We start from the raw sequence: 18,767 nt of genomic DNA on the forward strand, positions 1-18,767 counted from the left end.
TTCCGCGCACCCCTCCCCGCTGTGTGACGGAACCGGCCCCATCCCGTGGCCCGCGGGGGGAGGCGCGTGAATCGAAGCGAATCGAAGCGCTTCACCCACAGGAGCCAGGACTGGCGCGAGACCGCTCCCGCGCCGGGAAACAGGCCAGCTGAGCGGATGTGCTCCGGTGTCGAAGCGGTTCACCGCAGCGATTCACCGCAGCCTCACCGAAGGACTATGGCGCGAGGGATCGCACGGCGGCGGCCACGGCCGACGGATCGGAGATGAGCGTGAGGTGGTGCGCGCCGGGGATCAACGTCGGGGGCGGGGCACCGATGCGGGCGGCGGTCTCCCGGGGCGTCGCCTTGCTGAAGACCGAGTCCTCGGCGCCGAAGACCACGGCCTTGGGAACGCCGAGGCCGCGCAGCCGCGCCACCTGGCCCGCGGGCAGTCCGGGGACACCCTCGCCCAGCATGCTCCACAACGCGCCCTCCGCGCCCGCGACCCGCAGCGGCCGGCGCCACATGTCCAGCCCCGCGGCGTCCAGCCTCGGGCAGCGGGGCCCGCACTGGGCGCCGTAGATCCTGCGGATCAGCCAGTCCGAGCCGAGGCCGAGGCGCAGCAGGGTGGTGCGATAGGGGTCGATCAGCAGGTAGCGCAGTCCGGAGGGCGGGCCCGCGCCGGTGTCCAGGGCGTCCCCGTCGAGGAACACCAGGCCGCCGACGTGCCGCGGGGCGCGCAGGGCGGCCTCGGCGACCATCGCGGCGCCGCTGGAGTGCCCCACGAGCACGGGCCGGTCGCCTGGACCGCCGAGGTGCATGGCGTCGAGGAAGCCCAGGAGCTGCCGCGTCATGTGGTCGACGGTGTAGGGGCCGCGGCGCTCGCTGTAGCCGCTGCCCGTCAGATCGAGCGCGTACACCCGGTGGTTCCCGGCGAGCAGCGGAGCCACCCGCGACCATGTGTCGGCCGACTCGAACGCGCCGTGCACGAGGACGATCGGCGACCCTTGCGTGCCCCACGTCTCGTACCGCGTACGGATGCCGTCCGCCTGGACGTACGACAGCCCGGGCGGCGGCGAGGCGCGCCCGTCCGTGACGGCGTTGTACGTGAAGGACGCCGCCGTCACCACCACCAGCGCCGCGGCAGCGCCCACCGCGATCCGCCGCCCCCAGCGCCGCACCCGCGAACGGCGCCGGGGCGACGTCCCGCCGTCGGCGGGAGCGTCGGCTTCACCGGGGGCGTCGGCGGGAGCGCCCGGCGGGTCTGCGGCCGGACCGGCGGCGGGGCCGGGGGCGGCCGCGGACGGGCGGTCCGGGGTATCGAGGTCGGTGTCGGAATTGGTGTCGGTGTCGGGGTCGGTGTCGGTGTCGGCGTTGGCCGCGTCGGGGCCGGGGCCCGCGTCGCCGTCGGTGCTCACGTGGTCCACAGGGGCTGTCCTGGTCCTCGTACGGTGGTCCTTCGCAGCGGCGCAGCCGTGCGCCGCGCCCGCCACTCTTCCAGCCCGCCGCGGGCGTGGCGTCGCGCGGGAGGCGGCGACCGCCGTACTCCCGAGGGAGTACTTCCGGCGACCCGCCCCCCGCGGAATACCCCCTGGGGGTATATGGTTCGGCACGGTGAACACAGCCGCCGTCCCGGGGAAGGCGAACGACCATGCACGCCGTACTGCACGCCCTGTCCATCACCGGATCCATGACCTGGGAGATCACCTGGGCGCTCGTCCTCGGCTTCGCCTTGTCCGCGGTGGTCCAGGCCGTGGTCCGCAAGTCCACGATCGTGCGGCTGCTCGGCGACGACCGCCCGCGCACCCTCGCCGTCTCGGCCGGGTTGGGCGCGGCCTCCTCGTCGTGTTCCTACGCGGCCGTCGCGCTGGCCCGCTCGCTGTTCCGCAAGGGCGCGGACTTCACCGCCGCGATGGCCTTCGAGATCGCGTCCACCAACCTCGTGATCGAACTCGGCATCATCCTCGCGCTCCTGATGGGCTGGCAGTTCACGCTCGCCGAGTTCGTCGGCGGACCGGTCATGATCATCGTTCTCGCGCTGCTGTTCCGGCTTTTCCTGCGCGACAGGCTCCTGCGCGAGGCACGGGAGCAGGCCGGGCGCGGCGTGGCCGGGTCGATGGAGGGCCACGCCGCGATGGACATGTCGGTGACGCGCGAAGGGTCTTTCGCGCGGCGGCTGCTGTCGGGCGAGGGCTACACCTCGACCGCGCACGTCTTCGTGATGGAGTGGGCCGCGATCCTGCGCGACCTCGTGATCGGGCTGCTCATCGCGGGCGCCATCGCCGCCTGGGTGCCGGACTCCTTCTGGCGGCACTTCTTCGTCGCGGGCCATCCGCTGGCGTCCAAGGTGTGGGGCCCGCTGATCGGCCCGCTCGTCGCCATCGCCTCGTTCGTCTGCTCGATCGGCAACGTGCCGCTGGCCGTGGTGCTCTGGAAGGGCGGCATCAGCTTCGGCGGCGTGGTCGCGTTCATCTTCGCCGACCTGCTGATCCTGCCGATCCTGAACATCTACCGGAAGTACTACGGCGCCCGCATGACCCTGTTCCTGCTCGGCACCTTCTACGCCGCGATGGTGGTGGCCGGCTACGTCGTCGAACTCGTCTTCGGCGGCCTCGGCCTCGTCCCGGACCAGGCCGACGCGAAGGTCCCGATGGAACACGTGACGTGGAACTACACCACCGTCCTCAACATCGTCTTCCTCGTCCTGGCCGCCGCGCTGCTGGTCCGCTTCTTCCGTACGGGCGGCCGGGCGATGCTCGGGATGATGGGCGGCGCGCCGGACGCGGTCCACGACCACCACGGCGACGGCTCCCCCTCCTCCCACTCCTCTCACGGCACGCACGGCACCCGCGGTCCGTCCGACTGAGGCACCTCGGCGCCCGCCCAGAGATCGGATGACTGCCCTGCCGACCGCGGACCGGCCGCAGCAGCCGCGGGGCGCCGAGCACAGAGGCGGCCGGAGGAATCCCATAGGTCCGCCAGGCGGCGCAGGGTCACGACAGAGCGGCGCGCGGGCCGCCGCGCCGGGACGAACCCGGGCGTGGCGGCCCGCGGTACCCGCCGGCCGCGCTGATGCGGCCGGCGGAGGGCTACAGCGTGCCGTAACCGTCGTTGCCCAGGCCGGTCGCGGTCTGGCTGGTCCACAGGTTGCCGGACTTCCCCAGCGACGTGACGTCCGCGATGACCTGGGTGTCGACCTGGTCGCGCGGGAGGGCGCCTGCCTGCGCGATGTCGTGCGCGTACGCGGCGGACGCGCTTCCCGCCGAGGACGCCAGGCCCGGGGTCAGCGAGGACCAGGGGGCGCTCAGCGCCACGGCTCCGCCGCGCACTCCCAGCGACGAGCCGCCCAGGGCGCCGTTGCGGTCGGAGTCCAGCACGTTTCCGCTGTTGTACACGGACTGGTTGGTCATCTGGTAGTAGGCGTTGGACGGGCTGGTCGTCCTGGGCCCGGCGATGAAGTAGTTGTCGGCGACGTCATGGGTGAAGTGGCCACTGGAGTTCCCGGCCGTGTATCCGCCCTGGTAGTCGTACACCACGTTGCCCACGTACTGGGTGTTGCCCTTCGCCAGCGGGTTGCGGTTGTGGGAGTTGGCGAACACGTCGTGGTACCAGGTGAAGGGGCCGCCCTCGGTGTGGGCGGCGAACTGCTGGCCGATCGGGTCGGCGATGATGGATTCCTGCCAGGTGATGTTCTTGGCCCCGACCGCGTCGATGTCGTCCCACTTGGCGAATTCCACCGAGACGTGGTCGAAGATCATGTCGCTGCTGTTCGCCAGGGCCAGGCTCGCCTTGCCGCCGGCCGGGTCGAGGGTGCCCTCCCGGAAGCGGACGTTGCGCACGACGACGTTGCTGGAGTTGGAGAACGACACCTCCCGGCCCATGAAGCCGATGCCGTGGCCGGGCGCGGTGGTGCCGTCGATGGTGATGTCGCTCTTGACGGACACGGCGGAGGACAGGTTGACGTAGCCGCCGACGTCGAACACCACGATCCGGTGCGAGGAGCTGACCGCGTCGCGGAAGGAGCCGCTGCCGGAGTCGTTGAGGTTGGTGACGTGGTACGTGGTGCCGCCCGCGCCTCCGGTGGCCGCCGCGCCGTAGCCGACCGCGCCGGGGAAGGCGGCGGCGGGTGCGGCGGACACGGCGGTGGCCGCCGGCGCCTGGACGCTCACGGCGGCGCCGACCAGCCCGGCGACGGCCGCCGCGAACGCGAGGGCGCGCCGCCGGCGGGCGGCATGACGCTCGGTGTGAAGTGACATGTGGACTCCATGTGGGGGGATATGAAGGCGTACGGGAACGCCGCGCCGCGCCGGCTGCCCCTGCGACGAGGCGACCGACTTGTGGTGCCCCTCGGCTGCTGACGACCCGTCCGACGAAGGACGGTACGAGCGATGAGTCGGTCTGGCAACCCCATTGGTGGGATGAATGCGCTTACTGCATGCGCTTACCACGCTTACTCAGGCGGCCCCTCGGAAACGCGTCGAACCGGCGCGGGTGGCCGGGGCCGGGACGGCACGGCCGCCGTCGCGCGGTACACGGGCGTATGTGGTTTCGTGGTGGAAGGGGCCAATACCGGCACAGTTGCTCGGGAGAGGTCCTCATGAACACATATCGAGTCGCGCAAGTGCCCGCCGCCGGCGGGTCGTTCGAGATCGCCGAGCGGGGCGCGGCGGCGCCGGGGCCCGGCCGTGTACGGGTGGCCGTGGAGGCCTGTGGGATCTGCCGCAGCGACGTCGGGTTCGTCGAGGGCGCCTTCCCCGGTGTCCGGTTCCCGGTGGTTCCCGGGCACGAGATCGCCGGGCGCGTCGACGCCCTCGGCGACGGCGCCGGGGACTTCGGCTGGCAGGTGGGCGACCGGGTCGTCGTCGGCTGGTTCGGCGGGAGCTGCCTGCACTGCACGCCCTGCCGCCAGGGCGACTTCATCGTGTGCGACAACCTGAAGGTTCCGGGCTGGGCGTACGAGGGCGGTTTCGCGGAATCCGTGACCGTTCCCGTGGACGCGCCGGCCCGCGTCCCGGACGGGATGACCGCCGTGGACGCGGGGCCCATGGGGTGCGCGGGCGTGACCACGTACAACGGCCTGCGGCGCAGTTCGGCGCTGCCCGGCGACCTGGTCGCCGTCCTCGGCATCGGCGGCCTCGGCCACCTGGGCGTGCGGTTCGCGGCGGCGATGGGCTTCGAGACCGTCGCCATCGCGCGGGGCCCGGAGCGGGCCGACCTCGCCAAGAGCCTGGGCGCGCACCATTACGTGGACGCGACCGCCGGCGGCGGTGTCGCGCAGGCGCTGCGCGCGCTGGGCGGTGCGAAGGTCGTCCTGGCCACGGCCGGCGACTCGGCGGCGGTCGCCGCGACCGTCGACGGGCTGTCGCACCGCGGTGAACTGGTGGTCCTCGGCGTGTCCCCCGACGCGCTGGGCATCACCCCGCTGCAGCTCATCCTCAAGGGCCGCGTCGTGCGCGGCCACCCGTCGGGTACCGCGCAGGACGTGACCGACACGCTGGCGTTCGGCGCGCTGCACGGGATCCGCCCGATCACCGAGGTGGTGCCGCTGGAGGAGGCGAACGCCGCGTACGGCCGGATGCTTTCCGGCGCCGCCCACTTCCGGATGGTGCTCACTCCGCGGTGAACCGCCGGGCAGCGTCCGGATGGTGCTCGCTCCGCGGTGAACCGCCGGGGCCGGGGCGCGATCCGGCCCCGGCGGCGCGCGGCGGCGCGGGCCGGCGGAGGTTCGCGGCGGCGCGGTCAGCCCCGGCCGGGGTCGTTCGGATGGGGGTCGACCGGGGTGACGGCGAAGGTCATCCAATCCCGCAGCGGCAGCGTGCCGAGCACCTTCTCGCGCAGCTCGTCCTCGTCGGCGGCGCGCCACAGGCCGATGCTGCGCCGCTCGCCGACCGGGCGCCACAGCCGGCCCAAGTTGCCGGTGGCGGCCAGCTCCCGCGCCCGCACCGCCTCGGCGGCACGCCTGCGGTCGACCTCGGCCGGATCGGTGCCCTCGGGGATCGAGGTGGTGATCTCCACCAGGAACTCGCGCATGGCCTGCTCCCTTCGTCCGGACGCCGTCCGGCGCCGCCGGGTCTCCCCACCTCCAGGGTGCGCCCGCCGCGGTGCCGCCCGCGCGTCGGGCCGCCGTACGCGCCCGGCCCTACGAGGTGGCCAGCTTGCCGCGCAGGTGGCCGCGGGCGGGGGCATCGGCCTGGAGGAGGGCGGTGCGGGCCTGGGTGACGGTGACGGCGGCGGCGAAGTTGGTGGCCGCGGTGCTCATCACGGCCTCGATCAGGTCCGGCGGCGGGGGCTCCTGGCGCAGCACGATGTCGGCCGCGGCTCTGGCCGCGATCGCGGGATCGAGGTCCACGCCCGGGTCGTTGAGGTGGCGCAGCAGGAGCAGCCAGTGGGAGGTCATGTCAGCGCACCTCCTCGGGGATCCGGGCGCCGAGGGTGCCGAGCGTCAGCCGGGTCAGCTCGCGCGCGAGGGCCGCGGGGGTGACCCGCGAGGAGGGCGAACGGCTCCAGTGCGCCAGCACCTCGTTGACCGCGCCGATCAGGCCGACGATCGCCAGCGAGTGGTCGCGGTCGTCGGCCTCGCCCCGGGCGACGGCCCGCTCGATCTCCGAGGAGAAGAAGGCGGTCCACAGCGAACGCCACATCAGGCGGTGCTCCTCGACCTCCCGGCCGGCCGCCAGGACCTCCACGAAGGCGACTTTGGCGGCGGCCGGGTCCTCGGTCACCGCCGCCGTATAGGCCCCGAACAACAGGCCGATTCTTTTCGCGGTGGTGAGATCGTCGATATCCGGCCGCCGCATTACCACGCCGACGGCGTCCATCCCCGCGACGGTGACTTTTTCGTGCACCGCGAGCAGCAGGGCCTGTTTGGAGGCGAACTCCTCGTAGAACGCCCGCATGGAGACCCGCGCGACGGCGCAGACCTGCCCGATCGTCGTCCTGTCGTATCCCTGGCCGGCGTAGAGATCCCGCCCCGCGGCCGTCAGTCGGGCCCGGCGCTCGTCCCGGCGCCTGGCCCGCAGTCCGGCCGCGCCCTCGCTTTCCACCACCGCGCACCCTCCGCCCCATAGTTCGGTAAGCCTGCTTACCCAGTCTTGCAGAACACCTCGGGCGGCACGTACGAAATGAGCCATTTTTCCCGCGGGGCAGGCGCAATTTGCCGGGTGATGCCGGAGGTGTGCCGTTGACAGGGCCGGTAGGACGCCTTACCGCACGTCCGCGGTATCGCGGTCCTCGGCCGTCTCCCGGCCCTTCCCCGTCCGCGCGAGCGAGCGGTCGGCGACGGTGACCACCAGGAACAGCCCGGCGACGGCCAGCAGGAAGAAGACCAGGTGGTGCAGTCCGGCGGTGTCCGCCCGGCGGGGGAAGAAGGCGCCGTCGGCGGCGGAGGCGACGATCGCGCCCAGGTACCCGAAGGTCCGCAGCAGCCCCGCCGAGGAGCCCATCCGCTCGGCCTGCGCCTGCCGGTAGACGGAGTTCTGCAGGGCCAGGCTGTTCAGCCCCTGCGGCAGGCCCATCAGGACGGCCACCGCGAGCAGGAGCGCCATCGGGCTGCCGGGGCCGAGCAGCAGCAGCGTCGAGCAGGCGGCGATCTGCCCGACGGCCCCCGCCATCAGCTTGCCGCGCAACTCCTTGCGCCGCCCGGTGGCGGTGGACACCGCTATGCCGACCAGGAACATGGGCAGTTGCGCGAGCCCGGCCCTCGACGCGCTGAGCCCGCGCCCGTCCTCCAGCCACTGCGTGTAGCCGTACAGGAAGGAGTACGAGACGGTGTACGCGAGCAGGCTGCGGATGTAGGTGAGCAGCAGCGGGGGGTTGCCGCCCAGTACCCGCAGGTCGATGAAGGGCTGGTCCGCGCGCAGTTCGCGGACGGCGAGGCCGGCCGCGGCGACGGCGGTGAGAACGGGCAGGTACCAGGCGCCGGCCCGCGGGTGCATCACGAAGAGCAGCAGGCTGACGAGCATGGCCGCGAACAGCGCCATGCCCGGCGCGTCCAGCCGCACCTGCCGCGACGGCGGGCGCGGCAGGGCGCGGGGCAGCCGCAGGGAGCCGAGCACCAGGCAGGCCAGCGACAGCGGGATGTTGACGGCCATGGTGGTGCGCCACCCGCCCAGGCCGATCAAGAGGCCGCCGAGGGACGGACCGATGACGGCCACGGTCTGGTTCGAGACCGCCAGGGCCGTGAGGACCCCGTCGGGGCTGTCCCGGCCGGTGCGGCCGGCCTCGCTGCGTATGAGGTACATCGAGGCGGGGTAGCCGGCGCAGGTGCCGAAGCCGAGCAGCACCCGGGCGGCGACGAGCGTGCCCAGGTCGGGCGCGAGGGTGCCGAGCACCCCGGCCGCTCCGGCCAGCGCGGTGCCGGCCAGGAACAGGCGGCGGGGGCCGAACAGGTCGATCAGCCGGCCCACCACCGGCTGGCCTATGGCGGTGGCCAGGTACAGGGCCGAGATCAGCCACGCGGTACGCGACGGTGACGCGCCGAACGCCTGCCCGATCGGCACCAGAGCCACCGAGATGATCGAGGAGTTCACCGGGTTGAGTACCGACCCCAGGATCATCGGCGCCAGCAGCCGCCGGTCGAAGGCGCCGCGCGTGCCCGTGCCGGGCCCCTTCACCGTGTCCGTGGCGTCCCTGGCGTTCCTGGCGTCCATGGCTCCACGGTAAATTCTTCAGCCCAATCTTTCCAGTTTGGACTGAAGGCTTTCGGTCCCCGGGCGCCGGGCACCACGTCCCGCGCGCCGGGCGGCGCCCGGTCCGGCACGCGGGAGGGCTCAGCGCACCACGTCGGACAGGCGCACGAACCGGTGGCCGCTCGCCAGCAGGCGGGGCACGGCCTCGGCGATGCCCCGGGCGGTGCCGTGCCCGGGCTGGTTCATGTGGCCGATCACCACCGAGCCGCTCGGCGCGGCCTCCACGGTGACGCGCACCTGGGCGGGGGTGAAGGTGGCGCCGCCGTCGCCGTTCACCGAGAAGGTGACCGGCCGTTCCCCGAGGGCGCGGACGATGCGGGCGGCGACATCGTCGTAGTACGCGGTGCCCGAGCGGAAGAACCGGGGCGGGGCGCCGAGCAGCCGGGTGAGCTTGAGGTGGTTGCCGTGGACCTCGTCGTACACCTCGCCGGCGTCGCGGGTGCCGGGGATGCCGTACGCGGAGCGCCCGGACACCGACAGCGGGCGGTGGCGGGTGCCGTGGTTGGCGATCTCGAACAGCGGCTCGCGGGCGAGCCGGCCGAAGACGGCCGGGTTGGCGTCGATCCAGCGCGAGTTGATGAACAGCGTGGCGGGCACGTCGTGACGGCGCAGGAAGTCGATCAGTGCCCGGTCGTAGCCGCTGCCGCCCGGACCGCCGCAGGCGTCGAAGGTCAGCGCCACCTCCCGCCGGCCGGCGCCGCCCGGCAGCGCGCGCAGCACACCGGGGGCGTCGAAACCCCAGGTGCGAGGGACGCGGTGCCCGTAGCGGGCGACGATCCAGGCGCGGGTCACCAAGGGCGCGGCGACCGCGGGCGGCCGGGCCGCCGCCGGTCTCGTACCACCGCCGCGGGACGCGGACGCCGTGGACGACGGCGCCCCCGGCAGCGTGGCGACGGCCGCGTGACCCCCGTGGCCGCCGCCTCCCCCGCAGCCGGCGCAGGCGGCCAGGACGCCCCCTCCCAGCGCTGCCAACAGCGTGCGGCGGCCGGGTGTCATGTGCCACGTCCCCTCTGATCGCATCGACCGAATTGATCGGTTTTGTCATGCTGATGATCGCTTCGTCCGCCCGGGAGCGCGCGGAGGCGCCCGGGACGGACCCCGAGGGAAGAGGGTGATGCGAGCCGTCGCGTTCCGGACGGGCGGCGGCGGACGGCGGCCGTTCCCACGTCCGCCGTCGGACACCCGAGCGGATGTCCGGAAATGTCACGTGTGGTGAGGCCGGTGGGGCGCCGTGCCCGCACGGCAGAGCCCGCGGCACGGCGAACCGCCCTCGCGAACCACGACCGGCTGCCGGTGGGCACGGTCGGGCACCGCATCCGCTCGCCGGCCGCGGACGAACCGGAGACGCTGCCGGCTTGCGAGCACGAGCACGCCGACCGCGCCCCGGTGACGCGGGTGCCGGACGAACGCCTGGCCCGGGTCCGCTCCGGCAGCGAGCCCTCCCCCGGCGGCGACGCCTCCCCGCCGCGACGCCCCACGCCGACCGGCGGAGGATCCGAAATCGCCCTGGCGTCGCCCCCGGAGCCGATGGGACCGCCGCCGCACGGCGCCCCCGCCCGGCCTGCCCGCCCCAAGGCGGACCGCCCCCGCTGACGCCTCGGTGACCGTCCGCCTGCCGCCCCGCCCGGCGCGCGCGCCGATGGGGGCGGCGGACCGCGCGAGCCGCAGGTCAGCGCGTCATGACGAGGGGCCGCGGCCGGTCATGACGCCTTGCCGGTGCTTGCTCGCCTCCGGGCGCCTGGATCCGGTGCCGACGGTCGATCACGCTCGATCGCTCTCCCCCTGCCTCCGGCGGGGGGACCCCCACCTGCCTCCGGCGGGGGACCCATCACGATCTGCGCGTGTTCTCCCTCTCGACACCGGCGCGCCCTCTGGCTCACCCGCAATAGGTGCGCCGCGCCTCGTCGAGGCGGTGGTAGGCGTCGTCGAACCACGCGTCGGTGAGCGTGACGTCCAGGGCCACCGTCACGGGCGAGGCGGCGTCGCCGGCCACGGTGACGTGCGCCCGCCCGCCCCCGGGGCCGGGTTCCACCTCCACGACCAGCCCGGCGGCGCGCTCGCCCTCCAGCCAGGCGACGTCCTTCCCCGTGTCGAGCGCGTCCAGCGCGTCCTGCCACTCGGCCAGGTCCGCCGGGACCAGCGACATCGTCGCGCTGCCCTGTACGAAGGGTGTGTCCACCACGACCTGGGCGGCCAGTGCCGCGCCCTCGGCGCGTCCCGTGATCAGCACGGTCACGCTGCCGCTGTCGCCCACCAGGCGTATGAACTCGCCCGCCCCCTCGCCGGCCATCGGCGCTCCCCTCTTCCCGTCGGTCCCGACCGTGATCAGGACCCTACCGGGCGGCGGCCGGCCGTCATGGCGTCAGGGGCAGTCGAGGGACGACCCGGTCCGCCTCCAGGCGGGTGTGGTGACGGCGACGAGGACCGGCACATGCGCGGTGGGCACGGCGAGGGAGGTTTCGCCCGACGTCGCGGGAGTGTCCTGGCGGGAAGAGGGCGGACCGTCGGGGTAGCTGCGACGCACGGCGTCGGCGGCCGTGCACACGACTTGGCGCATGGCCGTGGGGCGCAGGGGGCCCACGGCCTCGGACAGTGCGACGATCACCAGCATCCCGTCCTTGACCTGGACCTGGACCGGGGTGCGCAGCCTGGGGAGTTCGCTGCTGTACCCCTTGGCGGCGTACACGGCGGTGGAGCCGTCGAACAGGAGGGTGAGCGCGGTGGTGACGCTGGGGTCGCCGGGGGTCTGCCGGGGGACGGCGACGACCTGGCCGCCGCGCACGAGATACACGTTCACCGTGGCGGAGGGCGCGGTCGCGGCCTCACCCGCCTCGATGACCCCGGTGGTCGAGACGCCGCAGGAGGCGAGCCCGAGCACGGCGACCACCGCGGGCAGCGCCCGGACGAGCCCGCGCGCCCGGGGGCGGGGACCGGCGGGAGGCCTTACGGACGGCGGGCGCTTGGCCGGCGGGCGGGCGGGGAACGGGCCGGTCGGCGACGGACCGGTCGCGGCGCCGGGGGCCGCGGGGGCGGGCGCAGGGGTCGCGAAAGCGCCGTGGGGCGCGGGGATCGCGGGGCGATCGGCGCGAGAGGCGGACGGGCCGCGGTCGCGCGGGGCGCGGGACGGGCGGGGTTCGGGGATCATGGGCGGGGCTCTTCGGGGCGGTGGGAGGTCGACGAGGGGTCGGGGGACCGTCTGGGCCGGGGTGGCCCTTCGGGCGCGGCGCTGTCCTCGTCCGGGCAGGGCTCCCGCGTGTGCGGCTCGTGCGCGTGCAGGGGCAGTTCCACGCTGAAGACCGCGCCGCCCCCGGGGCGGTTGGCCGCACGGATCCGGCCGCCGTGCAGGTGGACGTTCTCGGCCGTGATCGCCAGGCCCAGGCCGCTGCTCTCGCTCCGGCTGCGCGAGGCGTCGGCCTTGTAGAAGCGTTCGAAGATGTGCGGCAGGTCGGCGGCGCGGATGCCCGGGCCGGCGTCGCCGACCTCGATCAGCGCCCAGCGGTCCGCCGGGGTCCGCGCGTCGGGGGCCGTGAGCCGGAGGGTGACCGGGGGCGCGCCGTGCCGCAGCGCGTTGCCGACGAGGTTGGCGACGACCACGTCCAGGCGGCGCGGGTCCACCCGGCCGCGCAGGGCGCCGGGAGCGGGCAGGTCGGCGGCCACCTGGTCGAGCCAGCCGCGGGAGGCGAGGGTGCGGCGGACCGACTCGGCCAGGTCGATCTCGTCCAGGCTGAGCCGGGCCACCCCTGCGTCGAACCGGGAGATCTCCATCAGGTCGCCGACCAGCCGGGTGAGCCTGATCGTCTCCTCGCTGATCAGCCGGACCGCGTCCGCGGTCTCGCCGTCGAGGCTGGGCGCCTGCTCGTCCAGCACATCGGTGACCGCCGACATCGCGGCCAGGGGCGTACGCAGCTCGTGGGAGACGTCGGCGGCGAAGCGCCTGGCCTGCGCCTCCATGCGGCGCAGCTCCGAGACGGAACGTTCCAGGGCCGCGGCCGTCTCGTTGAACGCCCGGGACAGGTCGGCCAGTTCGTCCGAGCCCCGCACGGCCAGCCGTACGTCGAGCTGGCCCGCGGCCATCCGGCGGGTCGCCCCGCGCAGCGCCCGTACCGGACGCAGCACGCCCCGCGCGGCCAGCAGCGCCAGCAGGACGGCCAGCCCGAGGGCGGGGAGCGTGGCCCGTTCGATGGCGCGGACCAGCGCCTTGACGTACGCCTCCTCGGTGTCCTGCGGCACCACCAGGTAGACCGACAGACCGGACAGCGTCGTCCCGCCCTCCGCCTCGTACGCGACCGGCACCCCGACCACCAGCTCGGGGGTGCCGCGGCGGTTCACCCGCTGGAAGACCGCGGCCGTCCTGGTCTCCACGGACCGGCGCAGCTCGGGGGTGAGTTCGTCGAAGGCGTCCTGCCCGTCGGAGGTGGCGCGCAGGCCCTTGTAGGTGGCCAGCACGCGCCGGTGCTGCGAGGGGGTGACCCGGGCCAGGTCGGCCACGAAGACGTTCAACCGGCCCTGGTCCGGCGGCACCTGGATGCCCGGTACGAGGGCGTCGATGCTGTCCCGGAACTGGTTGACCACGGCGTCCTGGCTCTGCTGGAGCACACCGGTGCGCGCCTCGCGGAAGGTCAGCGCTCCCGTGCTGAGCGCGCTGACCGCGGCGACCAGGGCGAAGGCGACCACCAGCCGGAAGCGCAGGCCGCCCAGGCCCAGCAGCGCCCTGGTCCGGCGGGCGGCGGGCGGGCGGGAGGCGGCCGGCGGCTGCCCGGCGGCGAGCGGATCGGGGGTGAGCGGATCGGGGGTGAGCGGATCGGGGGTGAGCGGATCGGCCGCGAGGGGATCGGCCGTGATCGGCTGATCGGCCTTCATGAACCGGCGCTACGGGCGGCGGTCCCCGCGGTACGGGCGGAGCCGTCCGCGGCCGGCGCGACGAACCGGTAGCCGAAGCCGCGGACGGTGTGGATGTAGCGGGCCTCCCCGCCCGGTTCGCCGAGCTTGCCGCGCAGCCGCTTGACGCAGGCGTCGACCAGCCGGATGTCCCCGTGGTAGCTGTGCTCCCAGACCGCCTCCAGCAGCTGCTGGCGGCTGAGCACCTGGCCCGGGGAGGCGGAGAGGGTGAGCAGGAGGCGCAGTTCCGACGGGGCGAGCAGAACCGGTTCGCCGCGCAGGGTGACCGTCAGTCCGGCCCGGTCGACGGCCAGGTCGCCGTGGGTCTCCGGGCGGGGCCGGGCGCTGGTGGAGGCGGGCGGACCGAGCCGGCGCAGCACCGCGCGTATGCGGGCCTCCAGGACCCTGGCCCGTACCGGCTTGACCACGTAGTCGTCGGCGCCGGCCTCCAGGCCGACCACCACGTCCACGTCGTCGCCGCGGGCCGTGACGATGATGATCGGGACCTGGTCCTGCTCCCTGATCCGCCGGCACACGTCCAGGCCCGCGATCCCGGGCAGCATGAGGTCCAGGACGACGACTTCGGGGCGGATGAAGCGGAAGCGCTCCAGCCCCTCCTCGCCGCTGGCCGCGGCGAACACCTCGTGCCCCTCGTGGCGCAGGGCGAGCTGCACTCCGCGCCGCACGGCCGGGTCGTCTTCTATGAGCAGGACTCGGGGCATGCGGTCAGTATGGGGGGCGGCGCGCCGGGCACCGGCCGCCGATTCCCGCCACCCGCCCAACTGTTACAGAACGATCACACTGGCGGCGCGTGCGCTGATCGCGGCCCCGCGACCGGCCGGACACCGTTGTCGTTTCGTGATCCGTTGGGCCAGGAGCCATCACATCCGGCGCTCAGGGTGAGCCGGCATGAACGGGCACGGCCGCACCAGGCGGCCTGGAAAACACAGCGAGGCGGCGGCCGCCTCCAGGCGCCGCGGCCTCGGACCGGCGGCCACGGGCGCCGCCGGTCTCGTCCTCCTCCTCGTGATCGGGGCCGCGGCGGCGGCGAGCGTGTTCGCCAGGAGCGGCGGGAGTTCCGCCGCCTCCCGGGACGGGCGGCCCCCGGTCGGTACGGACGCCTCGATCGCGCCTGCGGGGGCGGCCGGCGGCGCCCGCGACCGGCCGGGGCAGGCGTCGCCTTCCCACCCCTCCGGCACCGCCGGGAAGACCGGCCTCCCCGACGCCTCCGGCATCCCGCTCACCGGCCCGGGCACCTTCGTCACCGCGCCCGGCCACAGCGCCACGGTCGGCGCGGCGGGCGCCCGCAAGGTGCTGCGCTACGAGGTGGAGGTCGAGAACGGCACCGGCGTCTCCCCCGCCGCCGCGGCCGCGCAGATCGAGCGCGTCCTGGCCGACCCGCGGGGCTGGACCGCCGACGGCACCTCGGCCTTCGCCCGCGTCTCCTCGGGCACCCCGGACTTCGTGGTGGAGATCGCCACCCCGGGCACCGTGGACAGGATCTGCGGCACGTACGGCCTGGACACCGGGGGCGAGGAGAACTGCGACGTCGGACAGCACGTCATGGTCAACCTGAAGCGGTGGCTGCTGGCCACCCAGTACTACGCCCACGACGTGACCTCGTACCGCGCGCTCATCATCAACCACGAGGTGGGTCACTTCCTCGGCCACGGCCATGTGACGTGCCCGGGCCCGGGCGAGCCGGCGCCGGTGATGATGCAGCAGATCAAGGGGCTGCACGGCTGCCGGACGAACGTGTGGCCGTACACCTCCGACGGCACCTACCTCACCGGGCCGCCGCTGAAGTGAACGCCCCGTCAGGTCCGGCGTGTGCCACACTTCTGGGCGAACGGCCCCCTTGCATCCATGGGCGGACACGTCTCACCAGCCGAGGGAGCACACATGCCCCGCCGCCCGTGGCACAGGACCGCCGTCCGCACCGCCGTCGCCGCCCTCGCCGCGGCCGGCCTGCTGACGGCCGCGGGGCTGGGCTCCACCGCCCGGGCCACCGGCGAGTGGCGGCAGACCGGCAGCGGCCTGCAGAGCAGTCTCGGCGCCGGTGAGGGCGTCACCACGGTCCAGCGGCCGGGAGGCGGCGAACGCGTGCTGTACCGGGGGGTGGCGTCGATCCCGCCCGCCCTCCGGCTGCGCGGCTGGAGCCACATCGGCGACCCGGACTCCGCCCGCGGCTACGTCGTCGACGCCTACCAGAGCCGCGGGGCCGCGCCCACCCGCAAGATGTTCCGGGTCACCACGCCGTCGGGCCGCTCGTACGAGTACACGCACACCCTGGCGCCCGGCGAGATGTACAACAACTCCTTCGCCGCGGTCTCCCCCGACACCCGCTGGATGGTGGCCGGCGAGTGGGGCGTCATGGACCACCTGCAGGTCTACCCCACGCCTCTGCTCAACCCGGCGACCGCCCGCACCGGTGGCGGCCTCGCCCTGAGCGGCCTGGTCCGCCTGGACAAGCCGGTCGGGAACGTCCAGGGCTGCGACTTCGTCACCGCCACCGAGCTGGTGTGCGCCTCGGACGACTCCTCCCTCGCGTACTTCCCCGAGGACAAGCCGCTGCTGCGGATCGACCTGGAGCACCCGCTGTCGGGCGGCGACGTCGCCGGGCACGTCACGGACCTGGGCCCGATCCCGCAGGACAGCGAGTGCGCGGGCGCGTCGGAGGCGGAGGGCGTGGACTACGACGCCACGACCGGGGTGCTGCGGGTGGAGATGATCCAGCCGTCGGTGTGCGCGGCCGTCACCACGGTGTACCGGTTCCGCCGCGGCTGAGCGGGGGCGGCGGCCCCTGCCCGGCGCTCGGCGTCCGCCGCCATTGTGACGGGTCCGCCGCCCGGCACCTGGCGTCGGCCGCGCCCTGCGGCACCCGGCCCCTGGCGGAGTGGGCCCCCGCGACGCCGGTGTCCGCGACAATGGCGTCGGCGACGACCCCCGGCACCGGCCGGGGCCGGCCACAAGGTCTCGGGAGGCGCGGGATGCGGTTCGGGCGGGCGCCGGGTGCCAAGCCGCTGCTTGGGCACTTCCTGGAACTGCGGCGCAGACCGCTGGACTTCCTGGGGTCGCTGCCGGAGCACGGCGACCTCGTGGAGATCCGGCTCGGGCCGCGCCCCGCCTACATGCTGTGCCATCCGGAACTGGCGCACCGCGTCCTCACCGACTTCCGCGGCTTCGACCGCACGGGACCGGTGTACGACCGGGTGCGGCTGGCGATGGGCAACGGCCTGGCCACCGCCCCGTACCGGGACCACCGCAGGCAGCGGCTGGTCATGCAGCCGGCGTTCCGCCACGAGCACCTGCGCGGCTACGTGGGGGTGATGCGGCAGGAGGTCGCGGCCACGATGGCCGGCTGGGGCGACGGGGACGTCGTGGACATGGTCGCGGCGATGTTCGAGCTCACCACGGGCGTGGCGCTCAAGTCGCTGTTCTCGGCGCGGATCGGCGCACGGGAGGCGGACGAGTTGCGCGCGGCCTTCGACGTCTTCCTGCGCGGCATCTACACCCGCGCGGCGCTCCCGGCGGCGGGGCGGCTGCCCACGCCCGCCAACCGCCGCTACGAGAAGGCACTCGCCCGCTGGCGCGGCCAGGTCGAGCGGCTCATCGCGGAGTACGGCCGACCCGGCGCCGACGACCCGGGTGGCGACCGGGCCGGATACCAAGGCGGCGGCCAGGACAGCGGCCGGGGCGGCGACCTGATGTCCCGGCTGCTGGCGGCGCGCGACGAGGACGGGCGGGCGATGCCGCCCGAGGAGCTGTCCGACCAGGTCGCGGTGCTGCTGCTGGCCGGTGGCGAGACCACGTCGGCGGCCGTGGTGTGGGCGATGCACCTGCTGGCCGGGCACCCCGGTGTCCGCGCCGCGCTCCACGCGGAGGTCGACACGGTCCTCGGTGGGCGAACGGCCGGCTGGGAGCACCTGCCGCGACTGGACCTGACCGGCCGCGTGGTGAAGGAGGCGCTGCGGCTGTACCCGCCAGCCTGGGTGACCGTCCGTACGGCCGTGCGGGAGACCAGCCTGGCCGGCCGGACCCTGCCGACCGGCAGCATGGTGCTGTTCAGCCCGTACGTCCTGCACCGCAGGGGCGACTTCCATGCCGGGCCGGACGAGTTCGACCCGGACCGGTGGCTGGACGGCGCGGGCCCGGGCGCCGGCCACCGCGGCGCCTACCTGCCGTTCGGGGCGGGCGCCACCAAGTGCCTCGGCCAGGAGTTCGGCGAGGCGGAGGCCACGGTCGTCCTGGCCTCGGTCGCCGCCCGATGGGAGCTGACGCCGGTGGGCGGGCCGGTCGCGCCGTCGGCGCGGGCGGTGCTCGTGCCCAAGGCGTACCCCGTGCGGCTCGCCCGGCGGGGCGCGTCCGCGGCCGAGGCGTCACTCGACGGGGGTGAGCGCCACTCCGCGTGAGCCGCCGGGTGCGGGGTCGCCTTTACCGGCGGTGATCGGGCGACACACATCGAGCGCATCGGGACATTCCAGGCACTCGGGTGGTACCGCGCACGGACGGACACCGGGACCCCGGCCCGGTCCGCGCGCCCGGGGTCGTCATGTCCCCGGCCATTGCGGCGGGTTGGCACCACGGTCATAATCCGGTACTCGGTAGGTAAAACGTTGAACCATGCCTTGTGTCGCCGTTCGGGGCGACATGCCCGGACATGGCGGCAGGTACGGGGGCGGTGATACGGGCCAGCCGCACAGCGCTGCCGCGACGGCCGGTCGTACGCGGGCAGCGGGACGCGCTCCGTACACATCCCGTACGCGATCCGCACGCGACGCGTTCGCGAGGGCGCGACGGGCGGGCGCGGAATCCGGGGCAAGGCGGGTTGGGGGGCGGTGCCGATGGCCGGGGTCGATGTACACGTTGTCCTGACCACGCTGGAGAACCTGGGCGGGTGGCGGATGCGGGACGACCGCGCCTGGTGGGAGGTCGGCACGGCGCTCGACGAACTGCGGGTGGCGGTCGACCGGGACGACAGGGACGCGCTGCGCGCGGCTCACCGGGCGCTGGCCTTCCTCACCCCGGGCGGCGCCCGCGCCGAGCCGGGCCCGGCCGGCATCCCGCCCCATCTGCGGGCCCAGCGCGACCTGCTGCTCAACGACCTCGCGGCGCTAGCGGCGGAGGAGGCCGCCGGGGACGTGCGGCACGGTGACAGTGGCCGGTGAGACGCCCGGCGGACGGCCACCGCACGGCCCGGCCGCGAACCGCTCCGCCGCAGGCC

The 18,767-nt window shown here is 74.5% G+C and carries 18 protein-coding genes; 7 read left to right on the forward strand and 11 right to left on the reverse strand.

Features of this window, described 5'->3' with window-relative positions; translation table 11 throughout:
- Positions 1-214: 214 nt before the first annotated feature.
- Complete coding sequence (locus K7G61_RS25505; RefSeq protein ID WP_308190698.1) at positions 215-1,405, reverse strand: alpha/beta hydrolase; 1,191 nt, start codon at positions 1,403-1,405, stop codon at positions 215-217.
- Between the two features lie 224 nt (positions 1,406-1,629).
- Between K7G61_RS25505 and K7G61_RS25510 the strand changes: the two genes are divergently transcribed.
- Positions 1,630-2,844, forward strand: a complete 1,215-nt coding sequence (locus K7G61_RS25510; protein WP_225849316.1) for a permease — start codon at positions 1,630-1,632, stop codon at positions 2,842-2,844.
- A 223-nt stretch (positions 2,845-3,067) separates the two neighbouring features.
- Here K7G61_RS25510 and K7G61_RS25515 read toward each other — a convergent pair whose 3' ends face one another.
- On the reverse strand, positions 3,068-4,234 hold the full coding sequence (locus K7G61_RS25515; RefSeq protein ID WP_225849317.1) for a hypothetical protein: 1,167 nt from the start codon (positions 4,232-4,234) through the stop codon (positions 3,068-3,070).
- 341 nt (positions 4,235-4,575) lie between these two features.
- Here K7G61_RS25515 and K7G61_RS25520 point away from each other — a divergent pair, with 341 nt between their 5' ends.
- Positions 4,576-5,601 (forward strand): alcohol dehydrogenase catalytic domain-containing protein, encoded by a 1,026-nt coding sequence (locus K7G61_RS25520; protein ID WP_225849318.1) that lies wholly within the window; start codon positions 4,576-4,578, stop codon positions 5,599-5,601.
- Positions 5,602-5,717: 116 nt separating this feature from the next.
- Here K7G61_RS25520 and K7G61_RS25525 read toward each other — a convergent pair whose 3' ends face one another.
- The 5 genes from K7G61_RS25525 to K7G61_RS25545 all read right to left on the reverse strand — a co-directional run bounded on the left by K7G61_RS25525 (position 5,718) and on the right by K7G61_RS25545 (position 9,661).
- A complete protein-coding gene (locus tag K7G61_RS25525; protein WP_225849319.1) occupies positions 5,718-6,008 on the reverse strand; it encodes a muconolactone Delta-isomerase family protein in 291 nt (96 codons plus the stop codon).
- Between the two features lie 109 nt (positions 6,009-6,117).
- Positions 6,118-6,375 carry a hypothetical protein gene (locus K7G61_RS25530; RefSeq protein ID WP_225849320.1) on the reverse strand — a complete coding sequence of 86 codons (258 nt, stop codon included), beginning with the start codon at positions 6,373-6,375 and terminating at the stop codon, positions 6,118-6,120.
- Between the two features lies 1 nt (position 6,376).
- The gene (locus K7G61_RS25535; RefSeq protein WP_225849321.1) at positions 6,377-7,024 is read right to left on the reverse strand and encodes a TetR/AcrR family transcriptional regulator; all 648 of its coding nucleotides are present in this window, start codon (positions 7,022-7,024) and stop codon (positions 6,377-6,379) included.
- A gap of 156 nt (positions 7,025-7,180) precedes the next feature.
- Positions 7,181-8,626, reverse strand: coding sequence for an MFS transporter (locus tag K7G61_RS25540; RefSeq protein ID WP_225849322.1), 1,446 nt, complete (start codon positions 8,624-8,626; stop codon positions 7,181-7,183).
- A gap of 120 nt (positions 8,627-8,746) precedes the next feature.
- Positions 8,747-9,661 (reverse strand): polysaccharide deacetylase family protein, encoded by a 915-nt coding sequence (locus K7G61_RS25545; protein ID WP_225849323.1) that lies wholly within the window; start codon positions 9,659-9,661, stop codon positions 8,747-8,749.
- A gap of 204 nt (positions 9,662-9,865) precedes the next feature.
- On the opposite strand from K7G61_RS25545, the gene K7G61_RS25550 reads away from it, so the two are divergent.
- Complete coding sequence (locus K7G61_RS25550; protein WP_225849324.1) at positions 9,866-10,258, forward strand: hypothetical protein; 393 nt, start codon at positions 9,866-9,868, stop codon at positions 10,256-10,258.
- A 283-nt stretch (positions 10,259-10,541) separates the two neighbouring features.
- Here K7G61_RS25550 and K7G61_RS25555 read toward each other — a convergent pair whose 3' ends face one another.
- The 4 genes from K7G61_RS25555 to K7G61_RS25570 form a co-directional block, all read right to left on the reverse strand.
- Entirely contained in the window at positions 10,542-10,955 is a 414-nt protein-coding gene (locus K7G61_RS25555; RefSeq protein WP_225849325.1) for a DUF5959 family protein, read from the reverse strand.
- Positions 10,956-11,027: 72 nt separating this feature from the next.
- Complete coding sequence (locus K7G61_RS25560; protein WP_225849326.1) at positions 11,028-11,552, reverse strand: hypothetical protein; 525 nt, start codon at positions 11,550-11,552, stop codon at positions 11,028-11,030.
- Positions 11,553-11,806: 254 nt separating this feature from the next.
- A complete protein-coding gene (locus K7G61_RS25565; protein ID WP_225849327.1) occupies positions 11,807-13,525 on the reverse strand; it encodes a cell wall metabolism sensor histidine kinase WalK in 1,719 nt (572 codons plus the stop codon).
- Positions 13,522-14,265 (reverse strand): response regulator transcription factor, encoded by a 744-nt coding sequence (locus tag K7G61_RS25570; RefSeq protein WP_225849328.1) that lies wholly within the window; start codon positions 14,263-14,265, stop codon positions 13,522-13,524. The genes K7G61_RS25565 and K7G61_RS25570 overlap by 4 nt, the downstream gene beginning before the upstream one ends.
- Positions 14,266-14,452: 187 nt before the next feature.
- Here K7G61_RS25570 and K7G61_RS25575 point away from each other — a divergent pair, with 187 nt between their 5' ends.
- From K7G61_RS25575 to K7G61_RS25590, 4 genes are all read left to right on the forward strand, one after another.
- A complete protein-coding gene (locus K7G61_RS25575) occupies positions 14,453-15,352 on the forward strand; it encodes a DUF3152 domain-containing protein (protein WP_225849329.1) in 900 nt (299 codons plus the stop codon).
- Positions 15,353-15,445: 93 nt separating this feature from the next.
- Positions 15,446-16,330 (forward strand): hypothetical protein, encoded by an 885-nt coding sequence (locus K7G61_RS25580; RefSeq protein ID WP_225849330.1) that lies wholly within the window; start codon positions 15,446-15,448, stop codon positions 16,328-16,330.
- Positions 16,331-16,533: 203 nt separating this feature from the next.
- Entirely contained in the window at positions 16,534-17,955 is a 1,422-nt protein-coding gene (locus K7G61_RS25585; protein ID WP_225849331.1) for a cytochrome P450, read from the forward strand.
- 432 nt (positions 17,956-18,387) lie between these two features.
- Positions 18,388-18,711: a CATRA system-associated protein gene (locus K7G61_RS25590; protein ID WP_225849332.1), complete on the forward strand. Its 324-nt coding sequence runs from the start codon at positions 18,388-18,390 to the stop codon at positions 18,709-18,711.
- Positions 18,712-18,767: the final 56 nt, after the last annotated feature.

It is taken from the genome of Streptomyces sp. HPF1205, from assembly GCF_020400825.1.
In the GTDB taxonomy this organism is placed as follows: Bacteria; Actinomycetota; Actinomycetes; order Streptomycetales; family Streptomycetaceae; genus Actinacidiphila.